14 protein-coding genes and 2 pseudogenes are annotated in these 18,011 nt (G+C 65.3%); 13 read left to right on the forward strand and 3 right to left on the reverse strand.

Going from position 1 to position 18,011, the window contains the following annotated elements; translation table 11 throughout:
* Window positions 1-165 precede the first annotated feature (165 nt).
* Genes DRB19_RS26060 through DRB19_RS26070 form a run of 3 tightly spaced genes read right to left on the reverse strand, consistent with a single transcriptional unit; the run spans window position 166 to window position 2,127 of the window.
* Entirely contained in the window at window positions 166-1,401 is a 1,236-nt protein-coding gene (locus DRB19_RS26060; RefSeq protein WP_114188926.1) for an HlyD family secretion protein, read from the reverse strand.
* 3 nt (window positions 1,402-1,404) lie between these two features.
* On the reverse strand, window positions 1,405-1,866 hold the full coding sequence (locus DRB19_RS26065) for a hypothetical protein (RefSeq protein WP_114188927.1): 462 nt from the start codon (window positions 1,864-1,866) through the stop codon (window positions 1,405-1,407).
* Between the two features lie 15 nt (window positions 1,867-1,881).
* Window positions 1,882-2,127 carry a hypothetical protein gene (locus DRB19_RS26070; RefSeq protein ID WP_114188937.1) on the reverse strand — a complete coding sequence of 82 codons (246 nt, stop codon included), beginning with the start codon at window positions 2,125-2,127 and terminating at the stop codon, window positions 1,882-1,884.
* 143 nt (window positions 2,128-2,270) lie between these two features.
* Between DRB19_RS26070 and DRB19_RS26075 the strand changes: the two genes are divergently transcribed.
* From DRB19_RS26075 to DRB19_RS26140, 13 genes and pseudogenes are all read left to right on the forward strand, one after another.
* Window positions 2,271-4,097: an adenylate cyclase gene (locus DRB19_RS26075; protein ID WP_114188928.1), complete on the forward strand. Its 1,827-nt coding sequence runs from the start codon at window positions 2,271-2,273 to the stop codon at window positions 4,095-4,097.
* Between the two features lie 160 nt (window positions 4,098-4,257).
* Window positions 4,258-5,850: a DUF1254 domain-containing protein gene (locus DRB19_RS26080; RefSeq protein WP_114188929.1), complete on the forward strand. Its 1,593-nt coding sequence runs from the start codon at window positions 4,258-4,260 to the stop codon at window positions 5,848-5,850.
* 50 nt (window positions 5,851-5,900) lie between these two features.
* Window positions 5,901-7,527, forward strand: a pseudogene (locus DRB19_RS26085) (DUF1254 domain-containing protein).
* Window positions 7,528-7,574: 47 nt separating this feature from the next.
* A pseudogene (locus DRB19_RS26090) lies at window positions 7,575-8,459 on the forward strand (3-hydroxyacyl-CoA dehydrogenase); the annotation flags it as partial.
* 168 nt (window positions 8,460-8,627) lie between these two features.
* Window positions 8,628-9,443 (forward strand): DUF2092 domain-containing protein, encoded by an 816-nt coding sequence (locus DRB19_RS26095; protein ID WP_114188930.1) that lies wholly within the window; start codon window positions 8,628-8,630, stop codon window positions 9,441-9,443.
* Window positions 9,440-9,742: a hypothetical protein gene (locus tag DRB19_RS26100; RefSeq protein ID WP_114188931.1), complete on the forward strand. Its 303-nt coding sequence runs from the start codon at window positions 9,440-9,442 to the stop codon at window positions 9,740-9,742. The genes DRB19_RS26095 and DRB19_RS26100 overlap by 4 nt, the downstream gene beginning before the upstream one ends.
* Before the next feature lie 57 nt (window positions 9,743-9,799).
* Window positions 9,800-10,669 carry a peptidyl-prolyl cis-trans isomerase gene (locus DRB19_RS26105; protein WP_114188932.1) on the forward strand — a complete coding sequence of 290 codons (870 nt, stop codon included), beginning with the start codon at window positions 9,800-9,802 and terminating at the stop codon, window positions 10,667-10,669.
* Window positions 10,666-11,649 (forward strand): HupE/UreJ family protein, encoded by a 984-nt coding sequence (locus tag DRB19_RS26110; protein WP_114188933.1) that lies wholly within the window; start codon window positions 10,666-10,668, stop codon window positions 11,647-11,649. The genes DRB19_RS26105 and DRB19_RS26110 overlap by 4 nt, the downstream gene beginning before the upstream one ends.
* A 22-nt stretch (window positions 11,650-11,671) precedes the next feature.
* Window positions 11,672-13,618, forward strand: coding sequence for a DUF3604 domain-containing protein (locus tag DRB19_RS26115; RefSeq protein ID WP_114188934.1), 1,947 nt, complete (start codon window positions 11,672-11,674; stop codon window positions 13,616-13,618).
* Between the two features lie 285 nt (window positions 13,619-13,903).
* Entirely contained in the window at window positions 13,904-14,428 is a 525-nt protein-coding gene (locus tag DRB19_RS26125) for a hypothetical protein (protein WP_245439841.1), read from the forward strand.
* Window positions 14,429-14,458: 30 nt separating this feature from the next.
* Window positions 14,459-15,109: a L,D-transpeptidase gene (locus DRB19_RS26130; RefSeq protein ID WP_245439842.1), complete on the forward strand. Its 651-nt coding sequence runs from the start codon at window positions 14,459-14,461 to the stop codon at window positions 15,107-15,109.
* A gap of 47 nt (window positions 15,110-15,156) precedes the next feature.
* The gene (locus DRB19_RS26135; RefSeq protein WP_114188935.1) at window positions 15,157-16,194 is read left to right on the forward strand and encodes an amino acid ABC transporter substrate-binding protein; all 1,038 of its coding nucleotides are present in this window, start codon (window positions 15,157-15,159) and stop codon (window positions 16,192-16,194) included.
* 129 nt (window positions 16,195-16,323) lie between these two features.
* The coding region (locus tag DRB19_RS26140) for a mechanosensitive ion channel family protein (RefSeq protein ID WP_162815874.1) at window positions 16,324-18,011 on the forward strand (1,688 nt) is incomplete at its 3' end.

An 18,011-nucleotide genomic window follows, 5' to 3' on the forward strand; every position in this document is an offset into this window, starting at 1 on the left:
TGGGCTGCTCCTGTGTCGCTGGCTGCTCGAAGCAGCCATGCTACCTCACCGCTGGGTGGGAGCCGTCCACAGCATCAGAAGCCGTCGTTCGCTGTTTGCCGATCTCTGCTTGGAAAGGCCAAGGGCGGCCCTACGGAACCGCAAGACATCGGCCTCCACATCGCCTCAATGCCCGGCAAACACGAGGGTCTGGATCGGCAACAGCAGGGCCTGGATCCGCAGGATCATCGCATGCACGAGCCCAACCGCATCCACCGCGTGGAGAACCAAGCCCTTGGTGGCGCCGACCTGGCCTGAGTCGATCAGGTCGTGGTTGCTGGTGTAGGCGTTAGCGATGCATGAACTGCCGGGTGTGACGCCCTCAAGTCCGCCTTCATAGAGGGGTTCGAGAAAGACCAGGATGGTTCCCGGCCGTATCACCTGCTGCGGGTCGATCAGCTGCTCGCCACCACGGAACTGACCGGCGGCGATGAAGTCCTGCACTCCCGTCACCACCATCGGGATCACCGTCCAGGGTTTTGAGATGCATGTGACCTCGGCCACCATGCCGACCTTCATCATCTGGGCCTCGATCTGCCCGAAGCCCGCCGTGATGGCCTTGCGTCCGGCGCCCTCCGGGATCAGGATCCCGGCCGGGCGCATGAACGGATTGACGATGTCGCCGACCCGCAACGTGAACTGCTCGACCCGCCCATTGACGCCGGCGCGGACGACGGTCTTCGCCAACTCGACCTCGGCCTGGGCCAGCGCGGCCTCGGCGCTGGCCTTCTGGGCCGGGAGGAGCGTGGAGATCTGAACCTCGGCGGCGTCCTTGGCGGCGGTTGCTGCCGCCACCGCTCCCTGGCGGCCGGTCACGACGTTCTGGAGCCGCTCGATCTCGCGCGCCGCCACAATGGCGGCGTTGCGCCGGTTCAGCTCCTGCTTGGTGTCCAATTCGTCCACGGCCTGCTGATAGGCGCTTCGGGCCTCCTGGATCTTGCCCTCGGCCGCCACGACATCAGTCCGCGCCGCCACCAGGGCCGCATCGACCTCGGCGATCTTGCGCCGGGCCGCCTCGGCAGCCGCCTGCTGGGTCGCGCTGTCCAACCGGAAGATCGGAGCCCCTTGCTTGACCTCACCACTCACGCCGTCGACATAGATCTCGGCGACCCGGCCATTGGTTTCTGGGAGGATCGGGACCGTCCGGTAGAACAGGGTAGCGCTGGTCGTGGAGGGATGATTGTAGAAGATCACGGTGATCAGCCCCACCGTGAGCATCAGGCAGGCAACAATGCCCCACCGTAGCTCGAACCAGACCGAGTAGAGCGTGATCTCCCGGCCCAGCCGCTTGCCCTGGGCATAGCGGCGGTAGAGATAGTCCGGCAGGATTGTCAGAAGGGAGCAGAGAAGAAGCTCAAGCATGGATCATGTCCTCGGTTTGACCGGAACGATCTTCGGTAAGGGCGGCGGCGGCCCGGCTTCTTCGAGGGGGGCCATGACAGCGCCGGGCTCATCCGGCACGTCGGCCGCGCCCTTGCCCGGCGGGATGCCGGCGATCTTCTCCAGCGATCCGGCCATCCGGCCGAACGCCCCTCCGAAGTCGGGGATGTCGATCAGGGCAAGCAGCAGGCCGATGACCCAGAAGAGATGCACGTGCGTGAAGAGGGCCAGCAGGCCCAGCACGGCGACAATCTCGAACTGAAGCTTGTGGCCCTTGTGGGCGATCCGCTCCGGCAAGGTGTGGATCCGCAGGAACAGGAGGCCGATTCCCAATACGGCGAGGACCAGAACCACGGCCATGACCACCATGAAGACGTCGGTCTCGCCGGGGCTCGCGATGAACGCCGGCAGATGGTGGGGGGCAGCGGGGTGAAGCGATACGGCCATGCTGGCTCTCTCCTGTTATTGTGCGTGGCGATCCAGCATCGCCGCCAGTTCGGCTGCAAGATCCCGCGCCAGCTCCCGGTACTCGGCACTGCGCTCCGCACTCACCGGCAACGACGAGTATTCCCAGCGCACGGCGGCCGCCTCGGCATCGGCGAGATCGGCGCACAGCAGCCGAAAGTCTTCGTTGGTTCTCGCGAGTTCCTCGATGGCATGCCCCCGGTCAGGGAAGCGGGCGATGGCGACCAGTATGGATTGATCCATGATGAGACCGCGTGAGCACGGAACGGCGCAGGTGCGCCGTCCCACAATTGCCAGTATCGCTCCGTTGCGCGTCATAGGGGAGTAACATACTGTAGGTTACAGACGCTTTCAGGCGTTTCCCATGCCCCGAAAGGGCCGGCCCAATGGTCGATGGCAGCAACCATGCGGTTGACGGCCCGTCGCAGGCGCAGTTGCTGCCTTCGGCAGAGGACGTGCGTGCCGAGCTCGACCGCCTCGTCGCCAGCCCTGACTTCGATGTCCCCGCGCGCGCGCGCAAGTTCCTGCGTTACGTCGTCGAGGAGGCCCTCGCCGGTCGGGCGGACCGCATCAAGGCCTATTCGGTCGGGATGGAGGTCTATGGGCGGGATCCAGGCTTTGATGCCCAGTCTGATCCGGTGGTGAGGATCGAGGCCGGGCGGCTGCGCCGCGCCCTCGAACACTATTATGCCGTCACCGGCCTGTCGGACCCGGTCATCATCGGTATCCCCAAGGGCACCTATGTCCCGCACTTCGCCTGGCGGACCGGGCCGGCTGGGGACCGTCCCGCCGCGACGGACCCACCGCCTGGCAACCCTGCCGCACGGTCCCCACTCTGGACGAAGGGGCGGCTTCCCTGGCTGAGCGCGGGCCTTGCCGCTCTTGCGGCCGCCGTCCTGATCGTCGTGATGGCCCTGATGCCGTCCCGGGGCACCCAAGCCCCGACGGCCCAGGCGCCAGCGGCCACGCCCCAGGGCGTCCCAACGCTTGTCGTGATGCCGTTCGCCAATCTGGGCGAGGTGCCGGAGGCGAAGGTCTACGCGGATGGGCTGACCGAGGAGATCCTGAGCCAGCTCGCCCGCTTCAAGGAGCTCACCGTCCTCGGGCGCGAGACGTCGCGCAGCATCCCACCCACAGCCGACGTGGCCCGGATCCACCATGACCTCGGGGTCCGGTATGTTCTGGAGGGCAGCGTCCGGGCCACGGCGGATCGCCTGCGCGTCGTGGGGCGGCTGCTCGATGCCGGGACCGGCGCCGTCCTGTGGTCGCAGACCTATGACAACGATCTGCGCCTGCACGACTTCTTCACGATCCAGGACGACGTGGCCCAGAAGGTCGCCACGGCCGTGGCGCAGCCCTACGGCATCATCTTCCGGGGCAGCAGCCCGGCGGCGCCGGACGACCTGACCGCCTACGCCTGCACCTTGCAGTTCTATGGCTACCGCAGCGCCCTGTCCGCGGAGGGTCATGCGGCGATCCGGACCTGCCTCGAACGCGCGGTCGACGCTTATCCGAACTATTCCACCGCCTGGGCGATGCTGTCGCTGCTGTATCTCGACGAGGACCGGTTCGGGTTCAACACTAAGCCGGGCTCCCCCACGGCGATCCAACGCGCCATCGACGCCGCCCGCCGCGCGATCCGGCTCGACCCCGAGAACGTGCGGGCGCTCCAGGCCCTGATGGTGGCGCTGTTCTTCGCCCGGCAGCCGACCGAGGCGCTCACGGTCGGCGAGCGGGCGGTGGCGCTCAACCCGAACGACACCGAGCTGCTGGCCGAGTTCGCCACCCGGCTGGGGCAGGCCGGCGCCTGGGAGCGCGCAACCACCCTGCTGGAGCAGGCGCTCGCCCGCAACCCGGGCCATTCCGATTATTACAACGGCAACCTCGCCGTTCACGCCTATATCCGGCACGACTATCGCCGGGCCGAGGAACTAATCAGGCAGGTCAGCCTGGAGAAGTTCCCGCTCTACCATTTCGTCGCCGCCATCATCCATGCCCAGCTCTATATGAAGCCTGAGACGGCCGAAGCCCGGACCCGGTTTGTCCAGATGCGCCCGGATTTCTTCCCGAACTGGGACCTGGAGATGGCCAAGCGCAACCTCCAGCCGGAGGATGCGGCCCATATCGCCGAAGGCGCGCGCAAGGCCGGCTTCCCGGTGCCGGACACGACGGCGGCGGAAACCACCCTCCGGACGGCCATTCCCCAGCGCTGAACACCCGTATCTACACTGTAACCTACAGTAAGTTACAGGCGGGCGTCGCCGTCCTTTGCTAGCGTCTCTCCGACGGCAAGCCGCTGTTCGTCGCCGCCTTTTGGGGCAGTGGGTCGGAGCAGGCGTGCCGGGCTCGGGTTGAGCGACAGGAGGGAATACCATGACCAGGACGCAGGTCGGCGCCATCAAGCCCATCCCCGCCTCCGCGCTTCCCACTCACGGCCGAACTCTGGGAGCCGCCCTTTGGCTGCTTGGCCTCGCCGCCGCCTCGCCGGCCTTGGGGCAATCCGCACCGAAATCTCCCGCCGAGGTACCGCCATCGATCCAGACGCCCGACAGCGTGCAGACCCGCCTCGGCACGCTGAGCTTCGAGAGGGGGTTCCCCACCCCCGAGACCACGAAGAAACTCTTCGATGAGATGGACTATCAGCGCGCCGTGCAGGCCTATTTGTGGGCCTATCCGGCGGTTTCGTTCGAGTCCATCCGCGTTGGCGCCTTGCGCGACCTCGGCGCCGATCTCAACGACTTCGTCATCGCCGACAACTATGCCGACCCGAAGGCCGTCTGGCTCACCGCGAACGACACCACCATCTACGCCTTGACCAACGTCGACCTCGGGAAGTCGGGACCGCTCGTCGTCGAGATCCCGCCCGGTGCAATCGTCGGAATCATCGACGACTTCTGGCAAAGATCACTCACCGACGTCGGGTTGCCCGGACCCGATGCCGGGAAGGGCGGGAAGTTCATCCTGCTCCCGCCCGGCTACAAGGGCACCGTTCCGCAGACCGGCTACTACGTTGTTCAGGCGACGACGAACAACCACAACATCATGGTCCGCGGCATCGTTCAGAACGACGACAAGGACGCCGCTGTCGCGAACGTTAAGCAGGTCAAGGTCTACCCGCTGAGCGAGAGCAGCAATCCCAAGCCGAACAGGTTCTTCACCATGTCGGGGAAGCCCTCGAACACCCTCCCGCCCCAGGGAATGGCGTTCTGGGAGCGTCTTTCGGCCTATATCAACGACAACCCTGTCCAGGACCGTGACCTGTTTTACCTGGCCATGCTCAAGCCACTGGGCATCGAGAAGGGCAAGGAGTTCAAGCCGGACGCACGGCAGAAGGCCATCCTCGAAGAGGCTGCACGGATGGGCGATGTCGTGGGCCGCGTGATGCTGTTTGACGGACCCGACCGGTTCCGTCAGGTCGGGGAAGGTCTCGGAGTCGAGCCGTTTCCCGGAACGAAGTGGCACTGGGTGTTCCAGGTCAATCCCGTCCAGAGAACCGATACGTACGGCCAGATCGATGAACGGCTGCACTACACCTACGGCGCGATCTATACGACGCCCGCCCTGGGCGTCATGAAGGCTGGTCCTGGCGGGAATTACATCCAGGCGTTCAAGGACAAGGACGGCAACCGCCTCGACGGCGGAAAGTCCTATCGTCTGCACGTGCCGGCGAACGCGCCGGCGGAGCAGTTCTGGTCGCTGACGCTCTACGACACCGCGACCCGCTCCATGATCCAGAACGCGCCCAACGACGCGGCCCGCTCGGGCCTCGACAAGCTCAAGACCAACGCGGACGGCTCTATCGATCTTTACTTCGGCCCCGCCGGAAGCGCCCCCGCAGGTTTTGAAGCCAATTGGATCGAGACCGTGGCTGGCAAAGGCTTCTACCCAATGATCAGGTTCTACAGCCCCAAGGCAGGATTGTACGACGGGACCTGGAAGCTCGGGGACGTCGAGCTGGTGAAATGACACGAGGCCGAACACAAGCGACAAAGATCAAGCAGACGCAGGGATGCATCATGAAAACCCCACAGCCCCAAAAGCTCGTCACCGCTGCCGCTGTACTGGCACTCATCGTCACCACCACGGCCGCCAGCGCGCAAAAGATAACGACGGACATCCCCCCGTCCATCACGACGCCGGACAAGGTCGAGACAGGCATCGGCACCCTTGAGTTCAAGGACGGCGCGCCCACCGCGGCCACGGCCCAAAAGGTGCGCGACAGCCTGGACTACATCCGTGGCGTCGACGCGTTCATGAACGCTTTCTCAGGTGCGTCGGCATTTGCGATACGCAAAGGCTTCCAGAGCATCGGGGCCGAGGACAACACCGTGGTCATGTTCTCCGAGTTGATGGACTCGGCCTCGCTCTTCCTCACCCCCAACGCCGACACCGTCTATTCGCTCGCGGCCCTCGACCTGACGAAGGGCCCGTTGGTGGTCGAGGCGCCGCCGGCGCAGCTCGGCACGATCAACGACATGTGGTTCGGCTGGGTGATCGACATCGGCTTTCCGGGCCCTGACCGGGGCGAAGGAGGCAAGTATCTGATCGTGCCGCCGGGGTATGACGGCCCGCTTCCCGACAGCGGTTTCCACGTGGGCCACTCGAAAACGACGCATGCGCTCTACGCCGTTCGCGCCTTCATGGAGAACAACGATCCCAAACCCACGGCCGCCTCGATCAGGAACACGCTGAAGATCTACCCGTACACGCCGGGAGGCTACGGCACCAGCATCGCCACGGCGCTCGAAGGCAAGGTGCCGCTGGCGCGCAACCCGCCGGTCCCGCCGACGAAGTTCGTCGAGGCGAGCGGCAAGTCCTTCAACACGGTTCCCCCCACCGACTTTTCCTATTTCGAAATGCTCAACGAGCTCGTGCAGATGGAGCCCGCAACCTCGTTCAATCCTGAAGTCTCCGGGCAGCTTGCCGCCATCGGCATCGTCAAGGGCAAGCCGTTCAATCCGGACGCCCGGATGAGGAAGATCCTCACCGATGCAGCCGCCGTGGGCAACGCCGCCGGACGGGTGCTGAACTGGGGGGCCGCCGACTATCCCGGTTGGGCTTACTATCCGAACTCGATGTGGGCCAGCATGCTGTGGCAGGGCGGCTACAACTTCGAGACGCCACCCCCGATGGTCACCAAGGACGGCATCGAGCCCTTGCCGCCCACCGGCGCGGACGCTCGATTCGCGGGCGGCGTTTTACTACGGGTACACGATGGACACACCGGCGATGATCATGCGGCTGACCAACGTCGGCTCGCAGTATCTGATGGGCTTCACCGATGCCGACAAGAATCCCTTCGACGGGGCCAAGACCTACAAGGTGACGCTGCCGAAGGACATTCCCGCGGCCAGGTTCTGGTCGGTCACCTTGTACGACAACCAGACCCGCTCAATGCTCCAAACCCCGCAACGGTACCCACGTGCCGGAAACCAGACATATCCGTCGCCGGCTGCCGTCGCGAACGTGGATGGCTCCACCACCGTGTATTTCGGCCCCACCAAGCCGGCCGACGCGAAGGAAGGCGACTGGATCCAGACGACGCCCGGAAAGGGCTTCTTCGTGATCCTGCGGCTCTACAGCCCGCTCGAATCGTTCTTCGACAGAAGTTGGAGGCCGAGCGAGGTCGAGTTGGTGAAATGAATTTCCCGATCAAGATTTTCCAGGAGGCAAACGCCATGGACATTAAGAAAGTGCTGATCGTCGGATCGGGCACCCTGGGCCAGCAGATTGGCTTTCAATGCGCAACCCACGGCTTCGAAACCGTCATGTACGACGTGCGTGAGCAGTCGCTGGACGCCTGCCGGGCATCCCATCGGGCTTTTGCGGACCTATTCATCAGTCAACGGGGCAAGAGCAAGGCGGACATGGATGCGGCGCTCGCCCGACTTTCCTACACCACCGACCTTGAGGCGGCGTGCCGGGACGTCGATCTGGTGAGCGAGTCGGTGCCTGAAAATCCGAAGATCAAGGAGCAGGTTTACGGCTCGTTGCAAAAATATTGTCCCGCCCATACGATCTTCACGACCAACACCTCCACCTTGCTACCGAGCCAGTTCGCCGGAGCGACCGGACGCCCCGACCGCTTTCTGGCGCTGCACTTCGCCAATGAAATCTGGGACCGCAATGTCGCAGAGGTAATGGGGCATCCAGGGACGGATCCCACGATCTACGAACGCGTGGTGGAGTTCGCGAAAGCCATCGGCATGGTTCCTGTCCGCCTTGAGAAGGAGCAGAACGGCTATGTGATGAACTCGTTGAGCATCCCATGGATGATGGCTGCTCAAGCGCTCGTCACCAATGGCGTGTCGGAGCCGGAGGTCATCGACAAAACCTGGATGATCACCATGAAAACGGCGATGGGTCCCTGCGCGATCATGGACATGGTCGGCTTGGAGACGATGTATCATGTGGCTTCGTACTGGGGCGAAGTGAACGCGGACGAGCAGTACAAGAAGAACGCCGAATACCTCAAGGCGCACTTCGTCGACAGGAACAGGTTGGGGGTCAAGACAGGGCAAGGTTATTACAAGTATCCCAATCCGGCCTATCAGGAACCCGACTTTCTCCGCTGAACATGGAAGCTGCCGGACGCCGAAGGACTGCGGCATCTAGATGCCGCGCGGTGCCCAACATCCAGCAGGAGTGCATCCACACCTCGCCCACTCGGTACACGCCGGGGTGACCAGAGGGGCGAGGCTGCCGATCCGACGACTGTTCACCCGGCAAGCCAGGAGCCGAACATGAGGCAGACACTTCCGAGTTTCACATCCAGGCGGGCCGCGCCATGGGCGGGGGCTGCCCTCGTGGCGGTGGCCGTCCTGGCCCCCGCCTCCCTTCCAGCACGGGCCGATGACGCCAGCGCCCTGAGGATCCTGAAGACCATGTCGGACTACATGGCGGGTCAGAAAAACCTGTCGGTGCGGTATGACGCCGACATCGAGGTGATCACGCCCGACTTGCAGAAGATCCAGTTCGCCGCCTCCGGCGACGTGCTCATCGACCGCCAGGTCGGCCTTCGTGCGACCCGGACCGGTGGCTACGCGGATGTCGAGCTCATCTTCGACGGCAAGACGGTCACCCTGCACAACCGCGACGGCAAGACTTTTGTCACGCTCGACGCGCCGGGAACGCTCGACGACCTCGTCCAGCGCCTGCGGACCGAGCACCTGGTGGAGGTGCCTGGAGCGGACCTGCTGCTCGCCCGCTCCTATGAGCAGCTTACAGAGGGCGTGCTGGATGCCAAATATGTTGGGCTTGGTGTCATCGACGGGGTGGAGTGCGAGCATCTGGCCTTCCGCAACCCGGACACCGACTGGCAGCTCTGGGTCGAGGTCGGCGAGCGCCCGATCCCGCGCAAGTACGTGATCACCAGCAAGGCCGTCGCGCAGGCGCCACAGTACACGCTGCGGATCAAGGAGCTGCGGACGGACGTGAAGCCGGACCAAAACGCCTTCGTGTTCAAGGCGCCCGAGGGCACGAAGCAGGTTGCATATGACGCCCTTGGGGACATCGACGAGGTGCCGCCGGGCACTCCCGCAGGAGGATCCAAGCCATGACCTATAGACGTGTATTCACAATCATCCTCGCAACCGGCGCGGGTGTCCTCGCCCTGTGCTGGAGCGGTGCACCCATCGAGTCCGGACGCGGTTTCATGAGCCACGCCGAGGCCCGGATCGGACGGCCGGCGACGCCGCTGAGCTATGCCGGGGTGGCCCGGCGAACTACCCGCCGGGCCGTCGCTGTGGGCACGGCGGCCACCGCTGGGGCAGTTGCGGCGGGCGCGTACGCCTATCCGCCCAGCGGCTGCGTGCAGGTCGTCAACGCCTACGGGCAGGTGATCACCCGCTGCCGGTGATCGGGGTGAAGCGGGCATCGCCCGATCCGACTGGCCGTGAATAGGAGGGAGTGCGCCATGAGATTGCTGAAGGAACCGTTGCTGCACTTTGTTGCCATCGGCGGGCTGCTCTTCGCATCCCATGCCGCCATCAATCCAGGTGGTGGCAGAGGAGCGAACACTGCTCCCGCCATTCATCTCACCGCCGCAGACGCCGAATGGCTGAAGGAGATGTGGACGCGCCAATGGCGCCGCCCGCCCACTGACGAGGAACTCAGAAGCCTGGTCGCGGACCATCTGAAGGAAGAGGTCCTGGCGCGCGAGGCACGGGCGCTGGAGCTCGACGTCGGAGACACCGTGGTCCGCCGCCGGCTGGCGCAGAAGATGACTTTCCTTCTCGACGACACGATCCGCACCGCCGAACCACCGGAAGCGGAACTGCGCACCCTCTACGAGATGCGTCCGGACCTCGTCCGCGCTGCGGCACGGGTTTCCTTCTCGCAGGTCTTCTTCCATCGCGAGCAGGGGGACGACCGTGCGCGTATCAGCCTTGCGGCCTTGTCCAATGCCGCCGCACTCCCGATAGACCATGGAGACCGGCTCCTGCTGGGTGACACGTTTGCCGATCAGGACGAGCAGGCGCTCGCCAACCTGTTCGGTGCGGACTTCGCGCGTAAAGTCATGACACTCCCGGTTGGCCAATGGTCGGGGCCAGTCGAATCCGGCTACGGCCTGCACCTGATCAAGGTCACGGACGCACCGCCGTCGCGGGCGCTGCCGTTCACCGAGGTCCGCGAGCGCCTGGCGCACGAATGGCGCCGTGAGCGGCAAGAGACCGCTAACGCGCAGGTCTACGAGGGGTTGTTGCGGAAGTACCGGCTCGTCGCCGGCGCCGCCGTGCGGCCCCTGCTCGGGTCTCGCGCAAATCTGGCGGAGGGTCAGCCATGAGGCTGCTCCTGTTCCTGGTCGCCCTGGCTGCGTTCCTGTCGCCGGTGGCAAGCGTCGGACATGAGGTCCGGCCCGCCTATCTCGACCTGCGCGAAGATCATCCGGGCGAGTTCAGCGTGCTGTGGAAGACGCCGATGCTCGGCGAGATGCGCCTGGCGCTCAATCCGGCCTTCACCGGCCCGGTCGAGGCTCTAACGCCGGTCGCGACGCAGATGACTGGAAGCGCCGCCGTGCAGACCTGGCGTCTGCGGGCGGAGAGCCTGCGCGGGCAGACCCTGCGCATCGACGGCCTGGAGGCCACCCTCACGGATGCGCTCGTCCGCATCACCTTCGCCGACGGCAGCACATGGGTCGAGCGCCTCACCCCTCGGCAGCCCGGATCCTTCATTCCGGCCCGTCCGAGCGCCTGGGACGTGGCCAGCACCTACCTGACGCTTGGGATTGAGCACATTCTGATGGGCGTCGATCACCTGCTGTTCGTGCTGGCCCTGCTTCTCCTCACAACGGGAACATGGCGGCTGGTCAAGACGGTGACGGCGTTCACGGTCGCACACAGCATCACGCTCGGGCTCGCTACGCTGGGGATCGTCCATGTGCCCTCCAGACCTGTCGAGGCGGTGATCGCGCTCAGCATCGTGTTCGTGGCGGCCGAGATCATTCAGGCCCGGCGGGGCCGCGCAGGGCTCGCGGCGCAGATGCCATGGATCGTCGCCTTCATCTTCGGCCTGCTGCACGGATTCGGCTTCGCCGGAGCCCTGGGCGAGGTCGGCCTGCCGGAAGGCCACATCCCCGTGGCGCTCCTGTTCTTCAATCTCGGCGTCGAGGCGGGCCAGTTGCTGTTCGTCGCCGCCGTGCTCTCTGTCGTGGCCTGCGCCAGGCGCATCCGGATGGCGTGGCCGCGCTGGGCGGAATTGGTGCCACCCTATGCCATCGGCAGTCTGGCCATGTTCTGGGTGATCCAACGCGTAGTTGCTTTTTGAACTGAACAACGGGAGGAAGACCATGACCAAGATGCTGCTGCAAGTGTTGAGCTCCGCCAGCCTGCTGGCTCTCAGCCTCGGGATGCCGGCATGGGCCCAAGGCGTGGGCACGGACATTGGCACATTGGATCGGGAGGCAGCCGAGCGGGCCTTTCCGCGACCACCGTACTCGCCTCCGGCCGGACGCAACTTCCCGGCCCGCCCGTTCTTTGGCGACACGCACCTGCACACGTCGTTCTCAATGGATGCAGGAGCTTTCGGCGCTCGGCTCACGCCGCGGGACGGCTACCGCTTCGCCAAGGGCGAGGAGCTCACCGCGTCGAGCGGCCAACGAGTGAAGCTTGCCCGTCCACTCGACTTCCTTGTCGTGGCCGACCACTCCGACAACATGGGTTTCTTCCCGCAACTCTTCGCCGGCAAGCCGGAGATGCTTGCTGATCCGACCGGGCGGCGGTGGTACGACATGATCCAGACCGGCAAGGGCGCCGACGCTGCCATTGAGATCATCGTCAGTTTCTCCCAGGGCACGTTCCCCAAGGCTCTGGCCTCCCTGCCCGGCAGCTCGGCCTACCGCTCGGCCTGGCAGGAGACGATCAAGGCAGCCGAGGAGACCAACGACCCCGGGCACTTCACGGCCTTCATCGGCTATGAGTGGACGTCGAACACCGGCGGCAACAACCTGCACCGCAACGTGATCTTCCGCGACAACGGCATGAAGGCCGGCTTGGTCGAGCCGTTCACGACCCTCAAGCCCTTGGGCAGCGACAACCCCCGTGACCTATGGAAGTGGCTCGCCGCCTACGAGGAGAAGACCGGCGGCGACGTGCTCGCCATCGCCCACAACGGCAACCTGAGCAACGGGCGCATGTTTCCGATGATCGAGTCCTTCACCGGGCAGCCGGTGGACCGCGAGTATTCCGAGAGCCGGGCCCGCTGGGAGCGGCTCTACGAGGCGACCCAGATCAAGGGCGACGGCGAGGCTCACCCGTTCCTGTCGCCCAACGACGAGTTCGCTAACTTCGAGAAATGGGACAAGGGCAACCTCGACCTGAGCGAGCTCAAGAAGCCGGAGATGCTGGAGTACGAATATGCCCGTTCGGGCCTGAAGCTCGGGCTCAAGCTGGAGCAGGATCTCGGCACCAACCCGTACAAGTTCGGCATGATCGGCTCGACGGATGCCCATACGGGCCTCGCCACGGCCGACGAGGACAATTACTTCGGCAAGACCTCCGCCATGGAGCCCAGTCCGGAACGCACCAGTCATGCGTTCATCAAGTCCGAGAAGGCGACGATCTATGACTGGGAGACCTCCGCCTCGGGCTATGCGGCGGTGTGGGCGACGGAGAACACCCGGGAGGCGCTGTTCGACGCCATGGAGCGGCGCGAGACCTACGCCACCACCGGCCCGCGCATGCTCGTGCGCTTTTTCGGCGGCTGGGACTTCGAGCCGGCGGATGCACAATCCCGCAGCCCGGCCGTGGCCGGGTACCAGAAGGGTGTGCCGATGGGCGGCGACCTCCGCAACGCGCCTCCTGGCCGGTCCCCGGGCTTCCTGGTGGCCGCACTTAAGGATCCCATCGGAGCCAATCTGGACCGCATCCAGATCGTCAAGGGCTGGCTGACGGGGGACGGCCGGCTTGAGGAGAAGGTCTACGACGTCGTCTGGGCCGACGCGGATCGCCGGAAACTTGGCGTGGACGGCAAGCTGCCTCCGGTCGGCAATACCGTCAACGTCGCGAATGCCGCCTGGACCAACACCATCGGCGATCCGGAGCTGATCACGCTGTGGCGGGATCCGGAGTTCAATCCAGCGCAGCGCGCCTTCTATTACGCGCGGGTTCTTGAGATCCCGACGCCGCGCTGGACGGCCTACGACGCCAAGTACTTTGGGGTCCAGATGCCACGCGAGGTGCCCACGAGCATTCAGGAGCGCGCCTACACCTCGCCGATCTGGTACACACCGGGGTGATCAACGGAGGCAAACTGGCTGCCAGCGCCGGGAGGGACCCTTCAATCTTACGACGCGCCTCTATGCGCCCAAGCCGGAGGCGCTGACGGGGTGGTGGAATCCGCCTCTGGTGAAGAGGGGCAACGGGGCCTCGGTGCTGGCCCAGTAATCCATCGCGGCGCCATCGGAACCGGGTTCGCTGCGAACAATGCGGGCTGCCCTGCGATCTGCCGAGCAGCCCTCACACCACGTGGAAGCCACCATCACACGACCAAGACGGAGAACCGTCGCACCTTGGAGCAGGACGTGCCATTTGCATCACTCACCATCGAAGCGGACGCGGCCCGGCCCGCCTTGTCGCATCCAGGGCTCAACCTGATCCTCACCATCGCAGGCATCGTCACGCTGATCGCCCCTGGCTGCACCGTGACCTCGGATGAGGCCTCCCTGTCGGCCGCCAGCGTGACGGCTCCCGCTGCGTTCGGCAGGGAACGGCTGATCGGGCGATGGGGCATCGCATCCTTTCACAACGACAAGGATCGCAGGCGGACGGAGAGCGAGGCACGCGCGCAATGCAGCCTGCCGTACGTCATCGCGAAAGGACCGACAGACGGCGTGATGATGCATGTCGCCGACGATGCGAAGCTTTACGAGCTCAGGCTCAAGGGCGACGCCGCTGGAAAGGCCTATGTCGGTTTCGAGGCGCCGCCGGGCGATCCGCAGGACCGCGAGATCCTGTCCGCAACCGACAGGCTCATGACCATGCGCTTCGTCGATCCGGATGCGAACCGCAGGTACGGCACATTCGTGTATGTGCGCTGCGGCGCCTGACGATTAAGACCCTTATGGGTGGAGGACACGATGCCATCGAAGATGATCGTTCATAGGACCGCCGCGATGAGGAAAGCGCTCGCGGCGGCGACCGGGCTCTGGCTTGCGGCATGCATCCCTGACCCGGCGGCCGCGCAGGCGGGAGCAGCGTCTTCCATACAGGAGACGCTCGACATCGGGGATGAGCCCGGGCGCGTCTCGACGGAAGAGGCCGTAATCAGCGAAGGGCCCTACGCCCGGCAGGCGGTCTTCTTCAGATCCAACGAGCCCCCCGGCACCCTGGTCATCCATACGGCGGAGCGGTTCGTCTACCTGGTTCAGGGCAACAATCGCGCCCTGCGCTACGGCATCGGCGTCGGACGCGAGGGCGTCCAGTGGTCCGGACTGGTCAAGGTCAGCCGCAAGGCCGAGTGGCCAGATTGGCGCCCTCCGCCAGAGATGATCGCACGCCAGCCCTATCTGCCGCGCTTCATGGCGGGCGGTCCCGGCAATCCGATGGGCGCCCGCGCGCTCTATCTCGGGTCGACGGTGTTCCGCATTCACGGCACCAACCAGCCGGAGACCATCGGCCATGCCATCTCGTCCGGCTGCTTCCGGCTCGCCAACGGCGACATCATCGATCTCTACACCCGCGTGCCCGTCGGCACGAAGGTGGTCGTTCGCCACGGCGCCAGCCTTTAGATCTTGGACAGAGGACCCAGCCGACCATGCCACGGAGAACAACCATCATGTCGAACGCAGCTAAAGCCAATGCCCGTTACGCCTTCGCCTGCCTTCTGTCCGCTGTGTTCTGTGCCTCCGTGTCGCCGGTTTCGGCCGGAACCTTGGACGACATCAGGCAACGGGGTGTCGTTCGGTGCGGCGTGAGCGAGGGCCTGTTCGGGTTTTCCGAGAGGAACGGTCAGGGCGACTGGTCTGGATTCGACGTCGATTTCTGTCGCTCGGTCGCCGGAGCGATCTTCGACGATCAATCAAAGGTGAACTTCGAGCCCCTTTCCGCGAGCGAGCGGTTCACTGCGCTTCGGGCTGGACGTGTCGATCTGCTGTCGCGGAACTCGACGTGGACATTGGAACGGGAAGCGGGCCTGGGGCTGGCTTTCGCCGGGATCACGTACCACGATGGTCAGGGCTTCATGATCGCGCGCGGCCTCGACGCGACCTCCGCCCTCGAACTCGACAACGCCAAGATCTGTGTCGAGACCGGCACGACGACCCAACTCAATCTTGCAGACTTCTTCCGCGCCAACTCGATGAGTTTTGAGGAACACGCCTTTCCGACCAGCGCCGACGCGCTCAACGCCTTCCAATCGGGTCAGTGCAACGTGCTGACGAGAGACCAGTCCGCACTTTTTGCCGAGCGCCTGAAGCTCACGCGCCCGGCGGACGCCGTCATTCTTCCGGACGTCATCTCGAAGGAACCGCTCGGGCCGGTCACGCGCTCTGATGATTTCGCCTGGTTCAATGTGGTGAAATGGGTGAACTTTGCGCTCGTGAATGCGGAGGAACTCGGCATCTCGTCGGCCAATGCGACTGAGGCGCTGACCTCCCGCAAGCCCGACGTGCGGCGGTTCGTGGGCGCGGAAGGAGGCCTTGGCAAGATGCTCGGGCTTGATAACGCGTGGGCGCTCCGCGCCGTCAGGGCCGCCGGGAACTATTCCGAGATCTATGAACGAAACCTGGGCGTCAAGTCGCGGCTCGGCATTCCGCGTGGCCTCAACCAGCTTTGGAGCATGGGCGGCGTGCTCTATGCCCCTCCGCTTCGGTGAGACCGCTGGTGAACTGGTAGGACTGGGTTTGGGGCACATGCCCTCCCGATGCAGGTGGTCTTCCCGACCTCGGCACGATGCACTTGCGCAGGATCGTAAACAGGCGCCCTGTGAAGGATGGTGGTTTCGATGATGACGACGCACGCCGACCGCAGCGCCCCAGCACGGCTGCTTGGCAGCCTGGCGCTGCTGTTCTTTTTGTACCTTGGGGCTGCGTCTGCCGACGCTCAAACCGCCCCTACTCAGAACACGCTCCCGCCGCAGGTGCAGCAGCTCCTGAACCTCTTGCAGGATCCGGCCGTGCGCGGCTGGATCGACCAGCAACGGCAGCCCGCGGCGACGCCGGCGCTTGCAGAACCGCCGCCGACCACCTCCGAAATGACTGCCTCCGAGTTGATGGCGGCCCGGACCGCCGGCATGCGGGAACACCTCGCTGCTCTTGCGGCCGCCGCGCCGCGCCTGCCGGGCGAGTCTCGCAGCGCCGCGGATCGCCTGCTCGCCGAGCTGCACGGCCGCCGTGTCGGCGTGCTGATCCTCGTCCTCGGATTTGTTGCTTTGGGCACCGGAACCGAATTGCTCTTCAGGAAAGTCACCGCCCGCCCGCAGCAGCGGATCGTGGCCCTGCCCATCGAGACGGTGTCCGAGCGGATGCGCACCATCGGCTTGCGTCTGGCCTTCGGCCTCAGCGAGGTGGCGATCTTCGGGCTCGGAAGCATCGGCGCTTTCCTGGCCTTCGACTGGCCGCCGCTCCTGCGGCAGGTCGTCCTCGCCTATCTGGTGGCGGCCGTGGTCCTGCGCCTGGCGCTGGTGCTGGGCCGGTTCCTTCTGGCACCGGACGGTGGCAGGCAACAGGACACGGAGCGCTTCCGCGTCCTGCCGTTGTCCACTGACGCCGCCCGGTTCTGGTATCGGCGCCTAGCACTCTTCGTCGGATGGCTCGCCTTCGGGCGGGCCACGCTCGATGTGCTCAGTGCCCTGGGGTTCTCGCCCGAGGCGCGCCAGCTCGTGGCCTATACCCTCGGGCTTGGGCTGCTCGTCATCGCCTTGAATGTCGTTTGGGGCCGGCCCCGCGCATCGGATGCCCTTCCGGATGAAATTGGAAGCCCCGCCCACCACAGGGTCGCCCCTTGGCTTCTGTCTCTTTGCCTGATGCTGCTCTGGGGGCTCTGGGTCATCGGGGCCATGCGCCTGTTCTGGCTCCTGGCGGTCGCGCTTCTCCTGCCTGGGGCGATCAAGGTCGCCCGGATGGCGAGCCATCACGTCTCGCGTCCTGCCGCAGGAGCCGAAGCCCCCTCCGCGCCCGGCCTGATGGCTGTCTTCCTGGATCGCGGCCTCAGGGCTCTCCTGATCGCCGGGGCCGCCCTGCTGCTCGCAGATGCCTGGCAGATCGACCTGATCGAGATGACCGGCCGCGACACCCTCCTGACCCGCCTCGTGCGCGGTGCGCTGAGCAGCGTCGTGATCCTGCTCGTCGCCGACCTGATCTGGCAGGTGGTCAAATCGCTGATCGACCGGCGGCTCAGCCAAGTCGAGGCCTTGGCCCCGCCCGGAACCGAGGCGGCCGTCCGGCAGGCGCGGCTCCGGACGCTGTTGCCGATCTTCCGCAATGTGATCTTCGTGGTGCTGGCGGTCGTTGCCGTGATGATGGCCCTCTCCGCGCTCGGGGTGGAGATCGGACCGCTGATCGCCGGCGCCGGCATCGTCGGCGTCGCTGTCGGCTTCGGCTCGCAGACGCTGGTCAAGGACGTATTCAGCGGCGTGTTCTACCTGCTCGACGACGCCTTCCGGGTCGGCGAGTACATCACGAGCGGCAGCTA

Source organism: Microvirga aerophila, from assembly GCF_003332305.1.
GTDB classification, from domain to species: Bacteria; Pseudomonadota; Alphaproteobacteria; order Rhizobiales; family Beijerinckiaceae; genus Microvirga; species Microvirga aerophila.

What these genes read in the sequence shown, in the direction of transcription:
- DRB19_RS26060 (WP_114188926.1), bottom strand. Translation starts at nt 1,401, where the DNA reads ATGCTTGAGCTTCTTCTCTGCTCCCTTCTGACAATCCTGCCGGACTAT.
- DRB19_RS26065 (WP_114188927.1), bottom strand. Translation starts at nt 1,866, where the DNA reads ATGGCCGTATCGCTTCACCCCGCTGCCCCCCACCATCTGCCGGCGTTC.
- DRB19_RS26070 (WP_114188937.1), bottom strand. Translation starts at nt 2,127, where the DNA reads ATGGATCAATCCATACTGGTCGCCATCGCCCGCTTCCCTGACCGGGGG.
- DRB19_RS26075 (WP_114188928.1), top strand. Translation starts at nt 2,271, where the DNA reads ATGGTCGATGGCAGCAACCATGCGGTTGACGGCCCGTCGCAGGCGCAG.
- DRB19_RS26080 (WP_114188929.1), top strand. Translation starts at nt 4,258, where the DNA reads ATGACCAGGACGCAGGTCGGCGCCATCAAGCCCATCCCCGCCTCCGCG.
- DRB19_RS26095 (WP_114188930.1), top strand. Translation starts at nt 8,628, where the DNA reads ATGAGGCAGACACTTCCGAGTTTCACATCCAGGCGGGCCGCGCCATGG.
- DRB19_RS26100 (WP_114188931.1), top strand. Translation starts at nt 9,440, where the DNA reads ATGACCTATAGACGTGTATTCACAATCATCCTCGCAACCGGCGCGGGT.
- DRB19_RS26105 (WP_114188932.1), top strand. Translation starts at nt 9,800, where the DNA reads ATGAGATTGCTGAAGGAACCGTTGCTGCACTTTGTTGCCATCGGCGGG.
- DRB19_RS26110 (WP_114188933.1), top strand. Translation starts at nt 10,666, where the DNA reads ATGAGGCTGCTCCTGTTCCTGGTCGCCCTGGCTGCGTTCCTGTCGCCG.
- DRB19_RS26115 (WP_114188934.1), top strand. Translation starts at nt 11,672, where the DNA reads ATGACCAAGATGCTGCTGCAAGTGTTGAGCTCCGCCAGCCTGCTGGCT.
- DRB19_RS26130 (WP_245439842.1), top strand. Translation starts at nt 14,459, where the DNA reads ATGCCATCGAAGATGATCGTTCATAGGACCGCCGCGATGAGGAAAGCG.
- DRB19_RS26135 (WP_114188935.1), top strand. Translation starts at nt 15,157, where the DNA reads ATGTCGAACGCAGCTAAAGCCAATGCCCGTTACGCCTTCGCCTGCCTT.